Source organism: Mycobacterium sp. GA-2829, from assembly GCF_001499965.1.
Lineage (GTDB): Bacteria > Actinomycetota > Actinomycetes > Mycobacteriales > Mycobacteriaceae > Mycobacterium.
On record NZ_LQIT01000002.1, the window covers coordinates 84,006 to 99,043 of the forward strand.

The 15,038-nt window shown below is 70.8% G+C and carries 15 protein-coding genes; 4 read left to right on the forward strand and 11 right to left on the reverse strand.

Features of this window, described 5'->3' with window-relative positions; genetic code table 11:
- Positions 1 to 2: 2 nt before the first annotated feature.
- The 5 genes from AU194_RS02245 to AU194_RS02265 are packed head-to-tail and all read right to left on the reverse strand — an operon-like array spanning position 3 to position 4,871.
- Positions 3 to 1,067, reverse strand: coding sequence for a glycosyltransferase family 1 protein (locus tag AU194_RS02245; protein WP_059087596.1), 1,065 nt, complete (start codon positions 1,065 to 1,067; stop codon positions 3 to 5).
- Positions 1,064 to 2,122 (reverse strand): glycosyltransferase, encoded by a 1,059-nt coding sequence (locus AU194_RS02250; RefSeq protein WP_059087597.1) that lies wholly within the window; start codon positions 2,120 to 2,122, stop codon positions 1,064 to 1,066. Before AU194_RS02250 ends, AU194_RS02245 begins: the two co-directional genes overlap by 4 nt.
- Positions 2,123 to 2,144: 22 nt before the next feature.
- Entirely contained in the window at positions 2,145 to 3,257 is a 1,113-nt protein-coding gene (locus AU194_RS02255) for a right-handed parallel beta-helix repeat-containing protein (RefSeq protein ID WP_059087598.1), read from the reverse strand.
- A complete protein-coding gene (locus AU194_RS02260; RefSeq protein ID WP_059087599.1) occupies positions 3,241 to 4,194 on the reverse strand; it encodes a polysaccharide deacetylase family protein in 954 nt (317 codons plus the stop codon). The genes AU194_RS02255 and AU194_RS02260 overlap by 17 nt, the downstream gene beginning before the upstream one ends.
- On the reverse strand, positions 4,191 to 4,871 hold the full coding sequence (locus tag AU194_RS02265; protein WP_231743126.1) for a hypothetical protein: 681 nt from the start codon (positions 4,869 to 4,871) through the stop codon (positions 4,191 to 4,193). Before AU194_RS02265 ends, AU194_RS02260 begins: the two co-directional genes overlap by 4 nt.
- A 291-nt stretch (positions 4,872 to 5,162) precedes the next feature.
- On the opposite strand from AU194_RS02265, the gene wecB reads away from it, so the two are divergent.
- Positions 5,163 to 6,317 carry a non-hydrolyzing UDP-N-acetylglucosamine 2-epimerase gene (gene wecB, locus AU194_RS02270; protein ID WP_157575857.1) on the forward strand — a complete coding sequence of 385 codons (1,155 nt, stop codon included), beginning with the start codon at positions 5,163 to 5,165 and terminating at the stop codon, positions 6,315 to 6,317.
- Here the strand turns inward: wecB and AU194_RS02275 are convergent.
- From AU194_RS02275 to AU194_RS02285, 3 genes are all read right to left on the reverse strand, one after another.
- Positions 6,294 to 6,620 (reverse strand): hypothetical protein, encoded by a 327-nt coding sequence (locus AU194_RS02275; RefSeq protein WP_059087600.1) that lies wholly within the window; start codon positions 6,618 to 6,620, stop codon positions 6,294 to 6,296. The genes wecB and AU194_RS02275 overlap by 24 nt on opposite strands.
- 144 nt (positions 6,621 to 6,764) lie before the next feature.
- Entirely contained in the window at positions 6,765 to 7,502 is a 738-nt protein-coding gene (locus AU194_RS02280) for a TIGR03089 family protein (RefSeq protein ID WP_059087601.1), read from the reverse strand.
- Positions 7,490 to 8,974: an LCP family protein gene (locus tag AU194_RS02285; protein WP_059087602.1), complete on the reverse strand. Its 1,485-nt coding sequence runs from the start codon at positions 8,972 to 8,974 to the stop codon at positions 7,490 to 7,492. Before AU194_RS02285 ends, AU194_RS02280 begins: the two co-directional genes overlap by 13 nt.
- Before the next feature lie 79 nt (positions 8,975 to 9,053).
- Here AU194_RS02285 and rfbD point away from each other — a divergent pair, with 79 nt between their 5' ends.
- Genes rfbD through AU194_RS02300 form a run of 3 tightly spaced genes read left to right on the forward strand, consistent with a single transcriptional unit; the run spans position 9,054 to position 11,918 of the window.
- Positions 9,054 to 9,917, forward strand: coding sequence for a dTDP-4-dehydrorhamnose reductase (gene rfbD, locus AU194_RS02290; protein WP_059087603.1), 864 nt, complete (start codon positions 9,054 to 9,056; stop codon positions 9,915 to 9,917).
- A gap of 40 nt (positions 9,918 to 9,957) precedes the next feature.
- Entirely contained in the window at positions 9,958 to 10,842 is an 885-nt protein-coding gene (locus tag AU194_RS02295) for a glycosyltransferase family 2 protein (RefSeq protein ID WP_059087604.1), read from the forward strand.
- Positions 10,842 to 11,918 (forward strand): sugar phosphate nucleotidyltransferase, encoded by a 1,077-nt coding sequence (locus AU194_RS02300; RefSeq protein ID WP_059087605.1) that lies wholly within the window; start codon positions 10,842 to 10,844, stop codon positions 11,916 to 11,918. Before AU194_RS02295 ends, AU194_RS02300 begins: the two co-directional genes overlap by 1 nt.
- Here the strand turns inward: AU194_RS02300 and AU194_RS02305 are convergent.
- The 3 genes from AU194_RS02305 to cofD are packed head-to-tail and all read right to left on the reverse strand — an operon-like array spanning position 11,900 to position 14,822.
- Entirely contained in the window at positions 11,900 to 12,454 is a 555-nt protein-coding gene (locus tag AU194_RS02305) for an NUDIX hydrolase (protein ID WP_059087606.1), read from the reverse strand. The genes AU194_RS02300 and AU194_RS02305 overlap by 19 nt on opposite strands.
- Positions 12,451 to 13,788, reverse strand: coding sequence for a coenzyme F420-0:L-glutamate ligase (locus AU194_RS02310; RefSeq protein WP_157575862.1), 1,338 nt, complete (start codon positions 13,786 to 13,788; stop codon positions 12,451 to 12,453). Before AU194_RS02310 ends, AU194_RS02305 begins: the two co-directional genes overlap by 4 nt.
- A gap of 26 nt (positions 13,789 to 13,814) precedes the next feature.
- Positions 13,815 to 14,822 carry a 2-phospho-L-lactate transferase gene (cofD, locus tag AU194_RS02315; protein WP_059087608.1) on the reverse strand — a complete coding sequence of 336 codons (1,008 nt, stop codon included), beginning with the start codon at positions 14,820 to 14,822 and terminating at the stop codon, positions 13,815 to 13,817.
- Between the last annotated feature and the right edge of the window lie 216 nt (positions 14,823 to 15,038).

Consider the following 15,038-nt stretch of genomic DNA (forward strand, 5'->3'; position numbering starts at 1 on the left):
CGTCAGCGGTGCAGCGCCACAACAGATTCCACACCGAGCCAGGCCAGCAGCGCATCGGCGGACGCCTGCCAGGAGAAGCGCCGGGCGTTGTCATGCCCCCGCTCGCGCAGCCGCTGAACAATATCCGGTTGCGTCTCCACCTCGTCGAGCCGCACCAGCAGATCGTTCGTGTCGTCCGGGTCGAAATAGAGGGCGCCCTGGCCACCGACCTCGGGTAGCGACGCGGCCGAGGAGCTGATCACCGGGCAACCCAGCACCTGGGCCTCCAACAGGGGTAGCCCGAAACCCTCGTATCTCGACGGGAACACCAGCGCCCGCGAATTGCGGTACAGCCACGCGAGTTCGGCATCGGTCAGCCGGCCGGCCACCGTCGCCGCCGGACCCAGTTCGGAGATCGCGGAGAACACGCGGTCGCCACCGGCCGCCCCGACCACGACCACGCGCCGCCCGGATGCGGTCAGCGCCGCCACCGTACCGGTGAGGTTCTTGTGCCGGGCGAGGGTGCCCACGACGAGGTACTGGTCGCCGTCGACGTCGAGGTCGGGCCGCACCGTTACGATGTTTGCCAACCCGTCTGCAGCGCAGGGAATCACGAGGAACCGACGCCGGTCGACGTGCAGCACCGCGGCCAGCTCACCCGCGCTGAACTCCGAGACGGTGACGACCTGACGGGCCGTGCGGGCGAGCAGCAGGTACATCACGAAGTAGAACGCGACGAAGACGGGGCGGAAGGTGCGCGGATACCGGAACGCGGTCGCGTCGTGCATGGTGACCAGCTGGCACCGCTTGAGAAGCGGTGCGGGACCGGCGAAGTTGAGCAGCAGCCGGCCCGCCGTGGCCAGCGGCAGGTACAACTGTTCGAACACCACACCGCCCACCGGTGCGTGCCGGAACTCCACCCGCGGACGCCCGGTCGCCCACTCGGGCGCGTCGACCCCCTTGGGCAGGTGCAGCACCACGTCCACCGCACCGGAGGTCACCAGCCCGCGCACCATCTCGGTGGCATAGCGCTGCGTGCCGGTCAGCGGCTGCGCCAACCACTTCCCGTTGACGTGCACCGCGGTCATCGGCGGCCTCCCGCATAGGGGCCGTAGAGCTCCTTGAGCGCGACCTGCTGGCTGCCGTCGCAGTTGTCGGCGAACGCGACCCTTGTGGCGTCACGGGCGGCGGCGCGCGCGTGGCCGGTGCCCAGCCCCGACAGCACACCGCCGAGATCGTAAGGGGCGTCGATGGTCAGCGGCAGCGACAGACCGTGGAGGTAGGGGCGGGTGCGGGCCACGACCGGCAGTCCTGCGGCGTTCGCCTCGAGGATCGAGATCGGCAGCCCCTCCCATGCTGCGGTGTGCAGGTACACGTCGCCGCGGGCGAGTTCGGCCAGCGCCTGCGACCTCGGCAGCCACCCGGTGACCTCGATGTCGCGCTCGGCCAGGTAGCGCACGCAGTCGGCGTCGCCGTCACCGACCCACAGCGCGCGCAGGTCCGGATGGGTGATCCTGGCGTGTACCACCGCGTCGGCGAAGAAATACGGATCCTTCTGCGGCCCGAGCCTGCCGTTGCCCACGATGAGCAACCCCGCCGCCGGATCACCGCTCGAGGCGACCGAGACCGGCCCGGCCACGTTCGGCACCGTCACCACCCGGGGCCGCGTCACCGGCCACCGCGACAACGCCGCCTCCCGCGGTGAGCAGACGGCGTAGCTGCTGGTGTTGAACGACAGCAGCCACTCGGCGGCTCGGAACGCCGCGCGCACCGGCCATCCGACGTCGCGGCGTTCGAACGCGTAGCAGTGCGGTGAGTACACGATGGGGCGGGCGGCCGACCGGCGCAGCGCGACACGGGCGTACACGCCACCCTTGCTGGAGTGGGTGTGCACGACGACCGGTCCGGGCACGCTCGCGGCGTACCGGCGGAGGAACCGCAGGCGGGCGAGATGACCGTCGGGCAGTTCGGCGACCTCGGCGAAGCCGACGAATTCCGCTGGGCTGACCGACGCTTCGGCGCGACGCGCGTAGACCAGCCGGTGCTGGGCCGAGGGATAGTTGCGCACGTAGTCGCGGATCGCTGCGGCGGTGCCGCTGGCGAACGACTCGGTCACGTGCACGACGGTGAATGTTTGTGTCACGGTGCTCCTCTGAGTCGGCCGGTCAACGGACGTCGACCGGTCTGCCATCGGCGGTGAAGTCGGAAGTCTGGACGGATCCGGCGGGGGCCTTGACGAGCAGCGGCTGGAGATCGCTGTCGCGCAGTTGGATTCGGTCGAGTCGGATACCGTCGATGCGGCCGGGACCGGCCACCACGGCGACGTTGCGTTGCGCGGTCGGCGCGGTCGCGGTGACCGTCAGGTCGGAGATCGCGACGTCGGTCACCGACTGCCCGGCCCGGCCGGCGTAGACCATCACCGCACCGTGCACGACCGCCGGATCGGTGTTGGCCCCGGCGATCGTGCCGCCGGATACCCGCACGCCGGTGACCGAGCCGGTGAAGTACGGGGGGCCCTCGGAGGCGATGTACACACCGGCTCCGCTGGTCCGCGCCACCGCGATGTCGCGGACCGTCACATCGCGTCCGCCGACCACGGAGATGCCGCGGCCCCACCGGGTCCCCTCGACGACTGCCCCGGTGACGGTGATCCCGCGGCACGGGTTCTCGGTGCCGTAGGACACCACGGCGACGCCATCGTCGCCGGTGCGTTCGGTGCGCGGCCGGTCGACGACGCCGTCGGACGCGCCGTTGGTCATGTGGATGCCGTCGGCGAGGGTGTCGCGGACGGTCACGCCGGTGAGCCGGAAGTCGTGGGCGCCGTCGACGAACACCCCCGCGGCCGCCGAACCGTCGACCGTCACGTCGGTGAGGGTGACCCCGTCGCCCGCCACCACGAGTTTGTGCTCGTCGAGGTCGCCGCCGCGCGGCCCGTCGGTGGGGGCGCTCAGCGTGAGGTCGGCCAATGACACCCCGGGTGCATCGATCTGCACCGCCGATGTCTCGGCGTTCGTCGCAGCGAGAGTCGCGCCGTCGCCGTCGATGCGGACACCGGGCACCGTGATGCGGAGGACAGCGGCGTGGAAGTACGTGCGCGGCTCGAGACGGAGGGTGTCGCCGGGCCGGAGCCCGTCGAGTCGTGCCTGTAGCGCGGCGGTTTCGTCCGGCGGTGCGCTGTGGGCGGCCTGTACGCCGACGACCGTCAGCGCGAGCGCGACCACGGCGGTGACGAGCACCGCGGCCGCTCGCCGTCGGCCGGTGTCATGCCGCGGACGCACGGCGGCTCCCGGCTCCGAGTGTGTGGACAATGTGTTCGCCGGTGCCCAACACCGTGAAATGGCGCTGCATCGTCGCGATCACCCACTGCATGAACGCGTACTTCTCGCGGGCGGGTACCGACATGCCCGGGAAGAAGTCCAGGGCCGGGGCGTCGCGGCGGTCCAGCAGGTCGGTGGGGTGCAGCAGCATCGTCAACCCGATCCCGCGCAGCACGCACAACCGCACCGCGGTACGGAGGTACCCGCGGGCGACGCTCGGTGAGATGGAGTGCAGCTGAAGAAGATAGGAGCCGTGAATGGGGATCCGCAGCAGCGGCATCGTGGTCACCGGCAGTTCGGCGATCCCGGTGGCCGTCCGGTGCGCGCGCAGCGGCAGCGCCGCCTGCCGCACTCCGCCGAACAGGTGCGCACGCTCCTTGCGCTGCTCGGCGGTCAGCCGGGTGGTGCGGAAGTGGTGCGCCCGGGCCAGCGGTCCGATCCACGTGGGGAAGGTGCTGGCGTCGTAGGTGTATCCGCGGTCGACGAGGAGCCGTTCGAGGGTGGGACTGGTGCTGTAGCCGGGGCCGCGGAACCCCGTCGGCGCCGGCGCGCCCGCCGCGATGATCGCGGCGTGGGTGCGATCGATCTCGGCGGCGAGGTCGTCGACGTGGTAGCGCTGCAGCCACGGCTCGTGTTCGTAGGAGTGGTTGCCGATCTCGTGCCCGGCAGCGGCGAACGCGCGCACCGCCGCGGCCCCGTCGTCGCGGTCGGCGTCCGCGCCGATCACGAAAACCGTTGACCGCAAGCCGGCTTCGCCGAGGAAGTCGACGATCCGTGGTGTCGCCACCGGGAGATAACTCGGCCGCGATTCCCAGTCCGGGTCGCCGTGGGTCTTGAGGAACGACCACACGTTGTCGAGATCGAACGAGACACTGGCGACTGCGGGCGATTTGGTCATCGGGCGTTCCCCTGGGCGATCGGTTGGTCGGAGGGTGCGGTGGTGGTGACGACGGTGCCGACCCGGGCCATGGCCAGCACGCCGCCGACGATGAGGACCAGACCTGCGCCGAACCACGATGCGCGGCCCGGGGCGATCTGGTCACCGACCAGGGCAATGCCCGCGACGGATGCGACCACCATCGTGACGGCGTCCATCGCCGAACCGGCCGCCGTCGTCGATCCCCGCTGCAGTGCCGCGGCGAGCAGGAATTGGCCCACCCCGGCCGCCGCCAGTGTCAGCCAGGTCAGTGGGCTCAGCGGCAGGGCCGTCCACTCGAGCGATGGCAGCGGACGGCTTGCGACGGCCAGGACCGCGAACGCGGCCCCGGCCAGGCCGGCCAGTGGTACCGCTCCGCGCATCCGCCACGCGGTCGGCGCCAGCGCGACGCAGGCCAGCAGCAGCACGCTCAGGACCCAGCCGGTCACCGGCGGGACGGACGTGATGCGGGACGGTTCGGCGGCGCCGGCGAGCAGTGCCAGCGCGACGGTCAGGGTGGCGAGGACGGCCATCTCGCGTCGGGTGACCGGCCAGCCGAAGAGGGTGGCGCCCAGTACGGCCGCAACCCCGACGGCCGCACAGGCGGCCGCCTGTACGAGGTACACCGGCAGCGTGCCGCGAGCGTAGAAGGCGAACAAGAAGCCGGCGACCTGCGCGGCGAAGCCGGCCGCGTAGCGGGGGTCGCTGAGCAGTCGCGTGACCAGACCAGAAACGGCATTGCTATCGCAAACGCGGCGAGCAGCCGAACTTTGCAGGATCAGCCCAGCTGCGTACGAAACGGTTGACAACACGAGCAGGACATACGCGAACATCGTGTACACCTGCGCTTTCGAGTCGTCGTGGCCAGCTCGTGAGAATGTCGTCCGCAATCGCGGTCAACTTTGCTAAGCGAATTTACAACACTTCACTGCATCCGGCATAGTGGGCGCGTGACCGAAGTTCACCTGGTAGCAGGAACCCGCCCCGAGGCCATCAAACTGGCGCCGCTGGTGCCCGCACTACGGGCGCAGGGCATGACGCCGGTGTTCGTCGCCAGCGGGCAGCATCCGACGATGGTTCATCAGGCGCTCGCCGCGTTCGGGCTCGAACCCGACGTCACGCTGCGCATCGACCGTGGCAGCGGCGGTCAGGCCGAACTCATGGCCGCGCTCACCGCGAGACTCGAAACGCACTGGGCGCGAACGCCACCCGATGCGGTGGTGGTGCAGGGCGATACGACCACCGTGCTGGCCGCGGCGATGGTGGCGTTCTGGGCGCAGCTGCCGATCGCCCATGTGGAGGCGGGTCTGCGCAGCCATGATCTGTCGGCGCCGTTCCCCGAGGAGGGCAACCGCCGACTCGTCGGGCAGATCAGTCGGTTGCATCTGGCGCCCACCGCCGAGGCGCGGGCCAACCTCGAACGGGAGGGCGCCCAGCCCGACCACATCGTGGTCACCGGCAACACCGTGATCGACGCGGTGCTCGGGATCGCTGCGCGCGGGGAACCGATCGGCGATCCGCGGGTGTCCGGTTTCGTCGCGCGGGCGCGGTCGGGTGCCAGCAGGTTGGTGCTGGTGACCGCGCACCGTCGCGAATCCTGGGGTGAGCCGCTCGACCGGGTGCTCAGCGCGGTGCTGCTGCTGCTCGACAAGTACTCCGACGTCGAGGTGGTGCTGCCTGCGCACCCGAATCCCGCGGTGGCGCAACAGGTTCGGGCCGCGCTCGGGGCCCATCCGCGGGTGCTGGTCACTGAACCCCTCGCGTATCCGGTGCTCGTCGCGACGCTGGCGGCGGCCACCCTGGTGCTGTCGGACTCCGGCGGCATCCAGGAGGAGGCGCCCAGCTTCGGCGTCCCGGTGATCGTCCTGCGCGAGGTCACGGAACGGATGGAGGCGGTGCACGCCGGATGTGCGGTGCTCGTCGGCACGGACCGTGACGCGGTGCTCGCCCATGCGTGCCGACTACTCGACGATCCCGACGAGCGGGCGGCGATGGTGGCCAGGGGTAACCCGTTCGGGGACGGGGAGGCCGCGCAGCGGTGCGCCGCGGCGATCGCCTGGATGCTCGGCCGCGCCGAGCGGTTACCGGCGGAGTTTCGCTTCTGAGGTCAGCGACTCCAGGGCGTGCGACATGGACTGCTGACGCGCGGGCACGGCGTTGAGCGCGTTGAACCCGTAGACGAACGACACCATCGCAACGACGGTCCACGCATTGCCGACGACCCATTCCCAGGCGGTGCCGCTGGGGGCGGTGCCGAGCCAGTAGACCGCGATGATCAGTGCGGGGTAGCCGGAGAGGACGAAGAATCGGCCCTCGGCGCTGACGCGCCATCCGGGATGCCTGCGGTTGTGGAGATGCCAGAGGCCGAGCAACACCACGATGATCACTGCGGTGACGGGTTCGGACATCGAACCACCTCTGCTCTACGGCGACATGGCACGACGGCCAGCCGTGTCGTTTCCGAAGTTACCACCGGATCGCCGCTACTCTGTTCGGCCACGTTAGGAATCACCTGAGAACTCCGGGGCCGTTGCTGTGCATCACCCGTGAGGTCAATCCAGCGTTCGGGTGACCTTCTCCATCGCCCTGCGACGGTCCAGTCCAGCCGGGTCCGGATGCGCCACCTGCACCAACGAACCGCCGACGGCGTAGACGGCGAGCAGGCGTGCCACGACGTCGCCGGCCGTGAGCCATTCCGCGGTGGACAGCACCCGGTCGCGCTGCTGTAAGCCCGCCCGGTCCGCGGCCTGCCGCGCGGCGGCCAGGACGTCGTCGACCGAGTCCCCGTTCAGCGCGGGCCCCGGGCTGCGCTCGGGGACGATCTGATCCCCGTGCACCCGGACCGCGGTGGCGTAGTCGGTCAGGCCCACCGGCAGGTCGGCCACCGGCCTGCCGAACGGATCGAGCGACAACACGGCGATCTCGCCGGCGCCCACCGCGGCGTCGGCCTCGTCGATGCGGTCGGCCGTGCACAGCGCCACGTCTGCACCGTCGATAGCGCCGCCGACCGAGCCACCGACGAGCGCCTCGGCGCCGATCCACCACAGCCCGAACAGCACCGCCGCGGTCTGCCAGTGGGCGGGCAGCAGGATCGCGATCCGGCTGCCCGGTCCGGCGCCGAGTTCGTCGCGAAGCAGGTTGCCGGTCTTGGCGGCCCAGTTCGCCAGCGTCACGGCGGACACCTCGATGCGCTCGCCGGTCGCGTCGTCGTAGTAGGTGATGCTCGGACCGGCCGGATCGGAGTCGAGCAGCGGCCCGAGAAGTGCTGCGGTGACGGTCAGTTCACACACTCCGGATCGTCGGAACCCGCGGTGATGATCTGCGGGGGCGGCGGGGGCGCGGCCGGATCGACGGTGCCGTCGCCGAGCCCCGCGTCGGACGGGTCGGCGGCCAGCAGCGTCGGATCGGTGCCGTCGAGACCCGATCCCGGTCCGGTGTAGTCATCGCCGAGCACCACGCGCACGGTGCCGGGCGCCACGGTGCCGTTCTCCACCACGCTGAGCCCACCGAGATCCTTGGCCACCTGCTGCGCGCCGAGATCGTCGGCCTTGGCCGCCTGCACCTGAGTCCTGTCGACCGGTCCGTCCTCGTGGTTGCCGGTGGGGCCGGGCGTGAACCCCTTCTGGGACAACACCGCCGACACCGATGCGGCGAGTCCGTTGATGTCGGTGGCGTTGACGACCTCGACCGTGGTCTTGTCCGGGGTGTACGCCAACTCCTCGGTCTTGCCCTCGTCCTGCTCGTCGAGCAGGCTGGTCACCCACTCCTGCACGGCCGTGGGCTCGACGCGCACGACACTCTGCATGCCGTCGTCGCTCCAGCCGTCCTCGCGCAGCACCGGGATGGTGGAGAAGGCGATGTTGCCCGCGGCGAGCTTCTGCAGCTGATCGACGAAATCCATGATGTCCCAGCCGTCGGAGAGCACCACCGAACGCTGGACGGCCGCCTCGAGCCGGCTCAGCGTCGCCGGGCTGGACAGCGTCTTGCTCGAGATCACCTCGTGGGCGAGGGAGGCCATGACCGCCTGCTGCCGGGTGACGCGGTCGAGATCGCCGCGCGGCAGATCGTGGCGCTGCCGGACGAAGCTCAACGCCTGCGGCCCGTTCAGCTTCTGCCAGCCGGCGGGGAAGTCGGCGCCCGAAAGCGGTTCGTAGACGGGCTCTTTGAGGCATACGTCGACACCGCCGAGCGCATCGGTGATCAATGCGAACCCGAGCAGGCCGATCTCGGCGTAGTGGTCGACGGTGACACCGGTGAGGTTCGCCACCGTCTTGATGAGCGCTTCGCGACCGTCCTCGACCGCCAGCGGTTCGGCCTGGGCCGGATCCATGCCCTGCTCCTCGACGAGCTCCTTGAGCTTCTCGAGGTGCACCGAACCGTAGACGCCGTTGATCTTCATCTTGCCCAGCCCGGGCGCCTCGACGTAGGAGTCGCGGGGGATGGAGATGGCCGTCGCCGACTCCCCGTTGTTGGGGATGCGGATCAGGATGATCGTGTCGGTGTTCGTGGACACGTCGTTGCCCGCGCGCAGGGTGGCCAGTTCCTCCTCCGAGAGGGGATTGCCGTGCGCGTCGGTGCGGCTGTCGGACCCCACCAGCAGGATGTCGATCGCACCGTCCTCGCCGCCCTCGCCGAGGGTGGGAGAGCTGATGTGGTTGATGCCGTCCTCGAAGGACCGGATACGGCTCCACGCCACCCCGGTCCCGAGCACCACGGCAAGGGCCACCGTCACAGCGACGGCACGTAGGACACGAGCGGGCATCAGCCCAGGTTACTGGCCGGGGCTTCGCGCACGGGGTAGCGATCGTCGGCGCGCCAGGGGTCGTGCCAAACTCACACCCATGCCGCAACGTCTCGTTATCACCGGTGCCGGCGGCATGGTGGGCCGCGTTCTCGCAGGTCAAGCACGTCGCCAGGACCGCGAGGTGGTGGCGCTGACCTCCGTGGACTGCGACATCACCGATCCCGCGGCCGTCGCCGCGGTGGTGCGGAACGGCGATGTGGTGGTCAACTGCGCGGCCTTCACCGACGTCGACGGTGCGGAGTCCGATCCGGATCGCGCCGAAGCGGTCAACGCGATCGGGCCCGGCCACCTGGCGGCCGCGTGCGCGCGGGTCGGCGCCGGGCTCGTCCACATCTCGACCGACTACGTCTTCAGCGGCGACTTCGCCGGGGCGCCGCCGCGGCCGTACGAGATCGACGATGCGACCGCACCGCTGAGCGTCTACGGGCGCACCAAACTCGCGGGCGAGCGGGCGGTGTTCGAGGGGCTGCCCCGCGGATACGTGGTGCGCACGGCGTGGGTGTATGAGGGCGCCGACGGCACCGACTTCGTCGCGGCGATGCGCCGCAAGGCCGCGGGCGGGGACACCGTGGAGGTCGTGGCCGACCAGATCGGATCGCCCACCAGCGCGCACGACCTGGCCGCCGCGCTGCTCGAGATCGCCGACGGCGGCGTCCACGGGCACCTGCTGCACGCCGCCAACGAGGGGCAGGCCAGCCGCTTCGACCAGGCCCGCGCGGTGTTCGAGGCGGTGGGCGCCGACCCCGAGCGGGTGCGGCCCGTCGGCAGCGACCGCTTCCCCCGCCCGGCGCGCCGGCCTGCGTATTCGGCGCTCTCGGGCGCGGGGTCGGCGGCGTCCGGTCTCACCCCGCTGCGCCCGTGGCGGGAGGCGCTGGTCTCGGCGTTGCAGGAGGCCGGGTGACGGGCCGCTACCCTCTACGCCGTGCTGGGTGGTCGATCGGATGAGTGACGAATTGGTCGTCGTCACCGTGACGTATTCACCGGGTCCGCACCTCGACCGGTTCCTGGCCACACTGGCCTTGGCCACCGACCGGCCGGTGTCGGTCGTGATGGCCGACAACGGTTCGACCGACGGCGCACCCGAAGAGGCGGTGCAGCGCTATCCGAACGTCCGGCTGCTGCGCACGGGCGGCAACCTCGGCTACGGCACCGCGGTCAACCGTGCGGTGGCCTCGCTTGAACACGACGGCGACGAGTTCCTCATAGTCGCCAACCCCGACGTGCAGTGGGGTCCGCGGTCTATCGACCTGATGCTCGAGGCCGCCGAGCGGTGGCCGCGGGCCGGTGCGCTCGGACCGCTGATCCGCGACCCCGACGGTTCGGTGTATCCGTCGGCGCGGCATCTACCCAGCCTGGTCCGCGGCGGCATGCACGCGGTGGTCGGACCGTTCTGGAAGTCGAATCCGTGGACCGCGGCCTACCGCCAGGACCACGCGGAGCCCAGTGAACGTCCCGTCGGCTGGCTGTCGGGGAGCTGTCTGCTGGTGCGCCGCGCGGCGTTCGACCAGATCGGCGGTTTCGACGAGCGCTACTTCATGTACATGGAGGACGTCGACCTCGGCGACCGGCTCGGCAGGGCGGGCTGGCTCAACGTCTACGTGCCGTCGGCGGAGATCCTGCACGACAAGGGCCACTCGACCGGTCGGGATCCGGCCCGCAACCTGGCTGCCCACCACCGCAGCACCTACACTTTCTTGTCTGATCGGTACCCGCACCGGTGGCAGGCCCCGCTGCGGGGGGCGATGAAGGGCGCGCTGGCCGTGCGGGCGGGTCTGGTGGTGCGGAAAGCTCGTCGGGAACAAGCGGACGGCAAGGGGGACAGGTGATGGTGAATCCGGCTGAGGTCGACGCCGTCGTACTCGTTGGGGGACAGGGCACCCGGCTGCGGCCGCTGACGTTGTCGGCGCCGAAACCGATGTTGCCGACGGCGGGGCTGGCGTTCCTGACCCACCTGCTGTCGCGCATCGCCGCGGCCGGCATCGAGCATGTGGTGCTCGGCACGGCGTACAAGGCCGACGTCTTCGAGGCCGAGTTCGGTGACGGATCCAAGCTCGGACTGCAGATCGAGTACGTCTTCGAGGACGAGCCGATGGGCACCGGCGGCGCGATCGCCAACGTCGCCGACAAGCTGCGCTACGACACCGCGATGGTGTTCAACGGCGACGTGTTGTCGGGGTGCGATCTTGGCGCACTGCTCGACAGCCACGTGAGCAAGGACGCCGACGTCACCCTGCACCTGGTGCGGGTGGGCGACCCTCGGGCGTTCGGCTGTGTGCCGACCGACGGCGACGGGGTGGTCACCGCGTTCCTCGAGAAGACGCAGGATCCGCCGACCGACCAGATCAACGCCGGTTGCTATGTGTTCAAGCGTTCGGTCATCGACCGCATCCCGCGCGACCGGCCCGTGTCGGTCGAGCGGGAGGTGTTCCCCAACCTGCTGTCCGACGGGCTGCGGGTGTGCGGCTACGTGGACGCCACGTACTGGCGGGACATGGGCACTCCGGAGGACTTCGTGCGGGGTTCGGCCGATCTGGTGCGCGGTATCGCGCCGTCGCCCGCGCTGCAGGGCCACCGGGGCGAGTCGCTCGTCCACGACGGCGCGTCGGTGGCACCGGGTGCGCTGCTGATCGGCGGCACGGTGGTGGGCCGCGGCGCGGAGATCAAGGCGGCCCGGCTCGACGGTGCGGTGATCTTCGACGGGGTCGACGTCGGGGCCGGTGCGGTGATCGAGCGGTCGATCATCGGGTTCGGCGCCCGCATCGGTCCGCGCGCGCTGATCCGCGATGCGGTGATCGGCGACGGCGCCGACATCGGTGCCCGCTGCGAACTGCTGCGCGGAGCGCGGGTCTGGCCGGGTGTGGTGATCCCCGACGGCGGGATCCGCTACTCCACCGACGTCTGACCGCGTCGCCGCGCCGCGGCTGCCAACTGGGTGAGTCCGAAGTCCGTCTCGGGCGGCAACGCGTCGAGCGGCCACCACCGCAGGTCCAGGGATTCGTCGGAGCGGGCGATGCGGGCGCCCTCCGGGGCGCGCACCACGAACTGCAGATCGAGGTGTCGCGTCGGCACGCCCAGCGAGCACGTCACCGGATGGACGTGCACCGCAGCGAGTTCCGGGTCGATGACCAGACCGTCGATCCCGGACTCCTCGGTGGCCTCGCGCAGGGCGGCGGCGACGACGTCGGGGTCCTCGGGTTCGCAGTGCCCGCCGAGTTGCAGCCAGCGGCCGAAGCGTGGGTGCAGGGTCAGCACCGCGTGGGTGCCGGTGTGGTCGACGACGAGTGCCGATGCGGTGACGTGCCCGGGTTCGCAGGCGCGCAGGCATCCGTCGGGCCGGGCGGCCAGGAACGCCAGCACGGCGTGGCGCATCGAGTCCTGCGCCGGGTCGGGCGCCGCCCACCGGGTCAGCAGGTCGACCGCCGACGAGTGCAGGCTCACCGGCGCACCAGAAGTCCTTCTGGGACAACGGGTTCGCGCGGCCCCTCGGGTTCGGCGGGGTAGCCGACGGCGACCGCGCCCAACGGCTCCCAGTCGGCGGGCAGGTCGAGTTCGGTACGCACCACATCGGCGGCGAAGATCGTCGACCCCACCCAGCAGCTGCCGACCTCGCGGACCGCGAGCGCGACGAGGAACGCCTGCACGGCCGCGCCGACCGCGACGGTGAACATGGTGTGCTCGGCGGCGGTACGCGCGGCGTCCGGATAGTCGTGGGCGCCGTCGGGCACCAGGAACGGGATCACGAGTTCCGGTGCGTCGTAGAGGATCTGACCGCGGGCGAGGCGGCGCTCGACGGCGTCGGCCGAGAGCCCGTCGGCGGACAGGTCGGCGCGCCAGTTCTCCTTCATGCGGTCGAGTAACCGGATCCGGGTGTCGTGATCCTGCACCCAGACGAAGCGGACCGGTCGGGTGTGGTGCGGGGCCGGGGCGGTGAGCGCCTCGGCGACGGCGTCGGTGACGATGTCCTCGGGCACCGGATCGTCGGTGAATCGGCGCACCGAGCGGCGCAGCAGCTGGGCCTGGCCGCGGCCCAGGCGCATCGACTCCTCGGTGCCCAGCCAGAAGAGGTCCTCCTCGCCGGGGCGGAGCAGGTCGCGGGCGGTAGAACCGTTGTCGGGCAACGAGATCCCGCGTACGACGGCGACCGGGATGCCAGTGAGCTTGCCCTTGACCAGGTCCGCGGCCGCGGCGATCTCGTCGGCGACGGCGACCTCGGTCACGATCAGTTCGTTACCGTGCGCGTCGCGGGCGCCGGCGTAGCCGTAGAGGACACTCAGGCCGGCCGCACCGATCGCCGCATCGATCTGGCCGTTGCGCCACGCGCGTCCCATGGTGTCGGTGACCACGACGGCGACGGTGACACCGAGTCGCTCGGCCAGCCCGTCGCGCAGGCGTGCGGCGCTGCCGTCGGGGTCGACCGGCAGCAGTGCCAGTTCCCGGGTGTCGACGTTGGATCCGTCGACGCCGGCGGCCGCCTGGATCAGTCCGATGGCGTTCTCGGTGATCAACGTGCGGCCCTTACGGGCCAGCACCCGCACCGCCTCGTCATCGATGAGCTTGCGCCGCAACGCGTCCCGCTCGTCGGGATCCTCCGGCGCGGTGACGATGCGGCCCTCGCACTTGGAGACCACCTTGCTGGTGACCACCACGACGTCACCGTCGCGCAGCCACGGCGCGGCCCCGGCGAGCGCGGCGGCCAGATCGTCACCGGGGCGGAACTCCGGCAGTCCCGGCACCGGCAGCAGTTCGACGGCGCCCGCGGAACCGTGTTCGATGGCGCCGGAACCGGCCCCGTGGTCGATCACAACGAGACCCCGGCCAACCGGAGCCCGGCCCGGACCATCTCGGCGGTGGCCGCCGGATCGGTCATCAGGAGCGGCACCGCCTCGACGGCCACCCCGTCGATCTGCGCGGTGTCACCCTCGTGGACGAGCCAGCCGTCGAGGATGCCGGTTCCCGACCTGGCACCGTAGTGACGTCCGACCGCCTCCGAGGTGGATGCGACGCCGATCACGGACAGGCATTCATCGGCCATGCCGCGCAACGGTTTTCCAGCGACGATGGGGGAGTAGCCGATGATCTTGGCCTGCGTCGACCGCAGTGCGCCGCGGATACCGGGGACGGCGAGGATCGAGCCGATGCTGACGACGGGGTTGGACGGTGCGAGCAGCACCACGTCGGCGTCGGCGATCGCGTCGGTGACTCCGGGTGCGGCGACGGCCTTCTCGGCGCCGACGAAGGCGAAGCTGTGGGTGGGCACCTTGGCGCGGTAGCGCACCCACCACTCCTGGAAGTGGATGGCGCGGCGCTCCCCCGCCTGCTCACCCGGGCCGGGGTCGGTGATCACCACGTGGGTCTCGGCGCGGTCGTCGCTGGCGGGCAGCAGTCGGGCGCCGGGCGACCACCGGTCGCACAGCGCCTCGGTCACCGCCGACAGCGGGTAGCCCGCGCGCAGCATCTGGCTGCGCACCAGATGGGTCGCCAGATCGCGATCGCCGAGGCCGAACCAGTCCGGCTGGACGCCGTAGGCGGCCAGTTCCTCCTTGGCGTGCCAGGTTTCGTTGCGGTGCCCCCACCCGCGCTCGGGGTCGATCCCACCGCCGAGGGTGTACATGCACGTGTCGAGATCCGGGCAGATCCGCACCCCGAACATCCACGTGTCGTCGCCCACGTTGACCACCGCGGTCAGCTCGTGTTCGGGCGCCTCGGATGTGTTGTCCGTGCCGAACTGTCCCAGGCCGAGCAGGCGCTGCACGCCGAGCAGGAAGCGTGCGCCGCCGACGCCGCCGACCAGAACAGTGACCTTCACATCGAACGAGACTAGGCGGTGCGGCGGCCCGCGGTTGCACCCACGTGGTCACGGGGCGGACACGCCGATATTTCCGACGCGCCGCAGAAGTGTCACAAGGTGGTATGAAAACCAGTTCCATCGCTTGACCCCAGCTCGCAACGCGTGTGTAATCACACCAGTGTCATTTCCCGGTTGGCCAACCGATTTCGGTGTCGCAGACCGAGATTCGATCAC

Excerpts from the sequence above, each read along its gene's own strand:
- AU194_RS02245 (WP_059087596.1), bottom strand. The coding sequence starts at position 1,067 with ATGACCGCGGTGCACGTCAACGGGAAGTGGTTGGCGCAGCCGCTGACC.
- AU194_RS02260 (WP_059087599.1), bottom strand. The coding sequence starts at position 4,194 with ATGACCAAATCGCCCGCAGTCGCCAGTGTCTCGTTCGATCTCGACAAC.
- AU194_RS02275 (WP_059087600.1), bottom strand. The coding sequence starts at position 6,620 with ATGTCCGAACCCGTCACCGCAGTGATCATCGTGGTGTTGCTCGGCCTC.
- AU194_RS02285 (WP_059087602.1), bottom strand. The coding sequence starts at position 8,974 with ATGCCCGCTCGTGTCCTACGTGCCGTCGCTGTGACGGTGGCCCTTGCC.
- rfbD (WP_059087603.1), top strand. The coding sequence starts at position 9,054 with ATGCCGCAACGTCTCGTTATCACCGGTGCCGGCGGCATGGTGGGCCGC.
- AU194_RS02295 (WP_059087604.1), top strand. The coding sequence starts at position 9,958 with ATGAGTGACGAATTGGTCGTCGTCACCGTGACGTATTCACCGGGTCCG.
- AU194_RS02300 (WP_059087605.1), top strand. The coding sequence starts at position 10,842 with ATGGTGAATCCGGCTGAGGTCGACGCCGTCGTACTCGTTGGGGGACAG.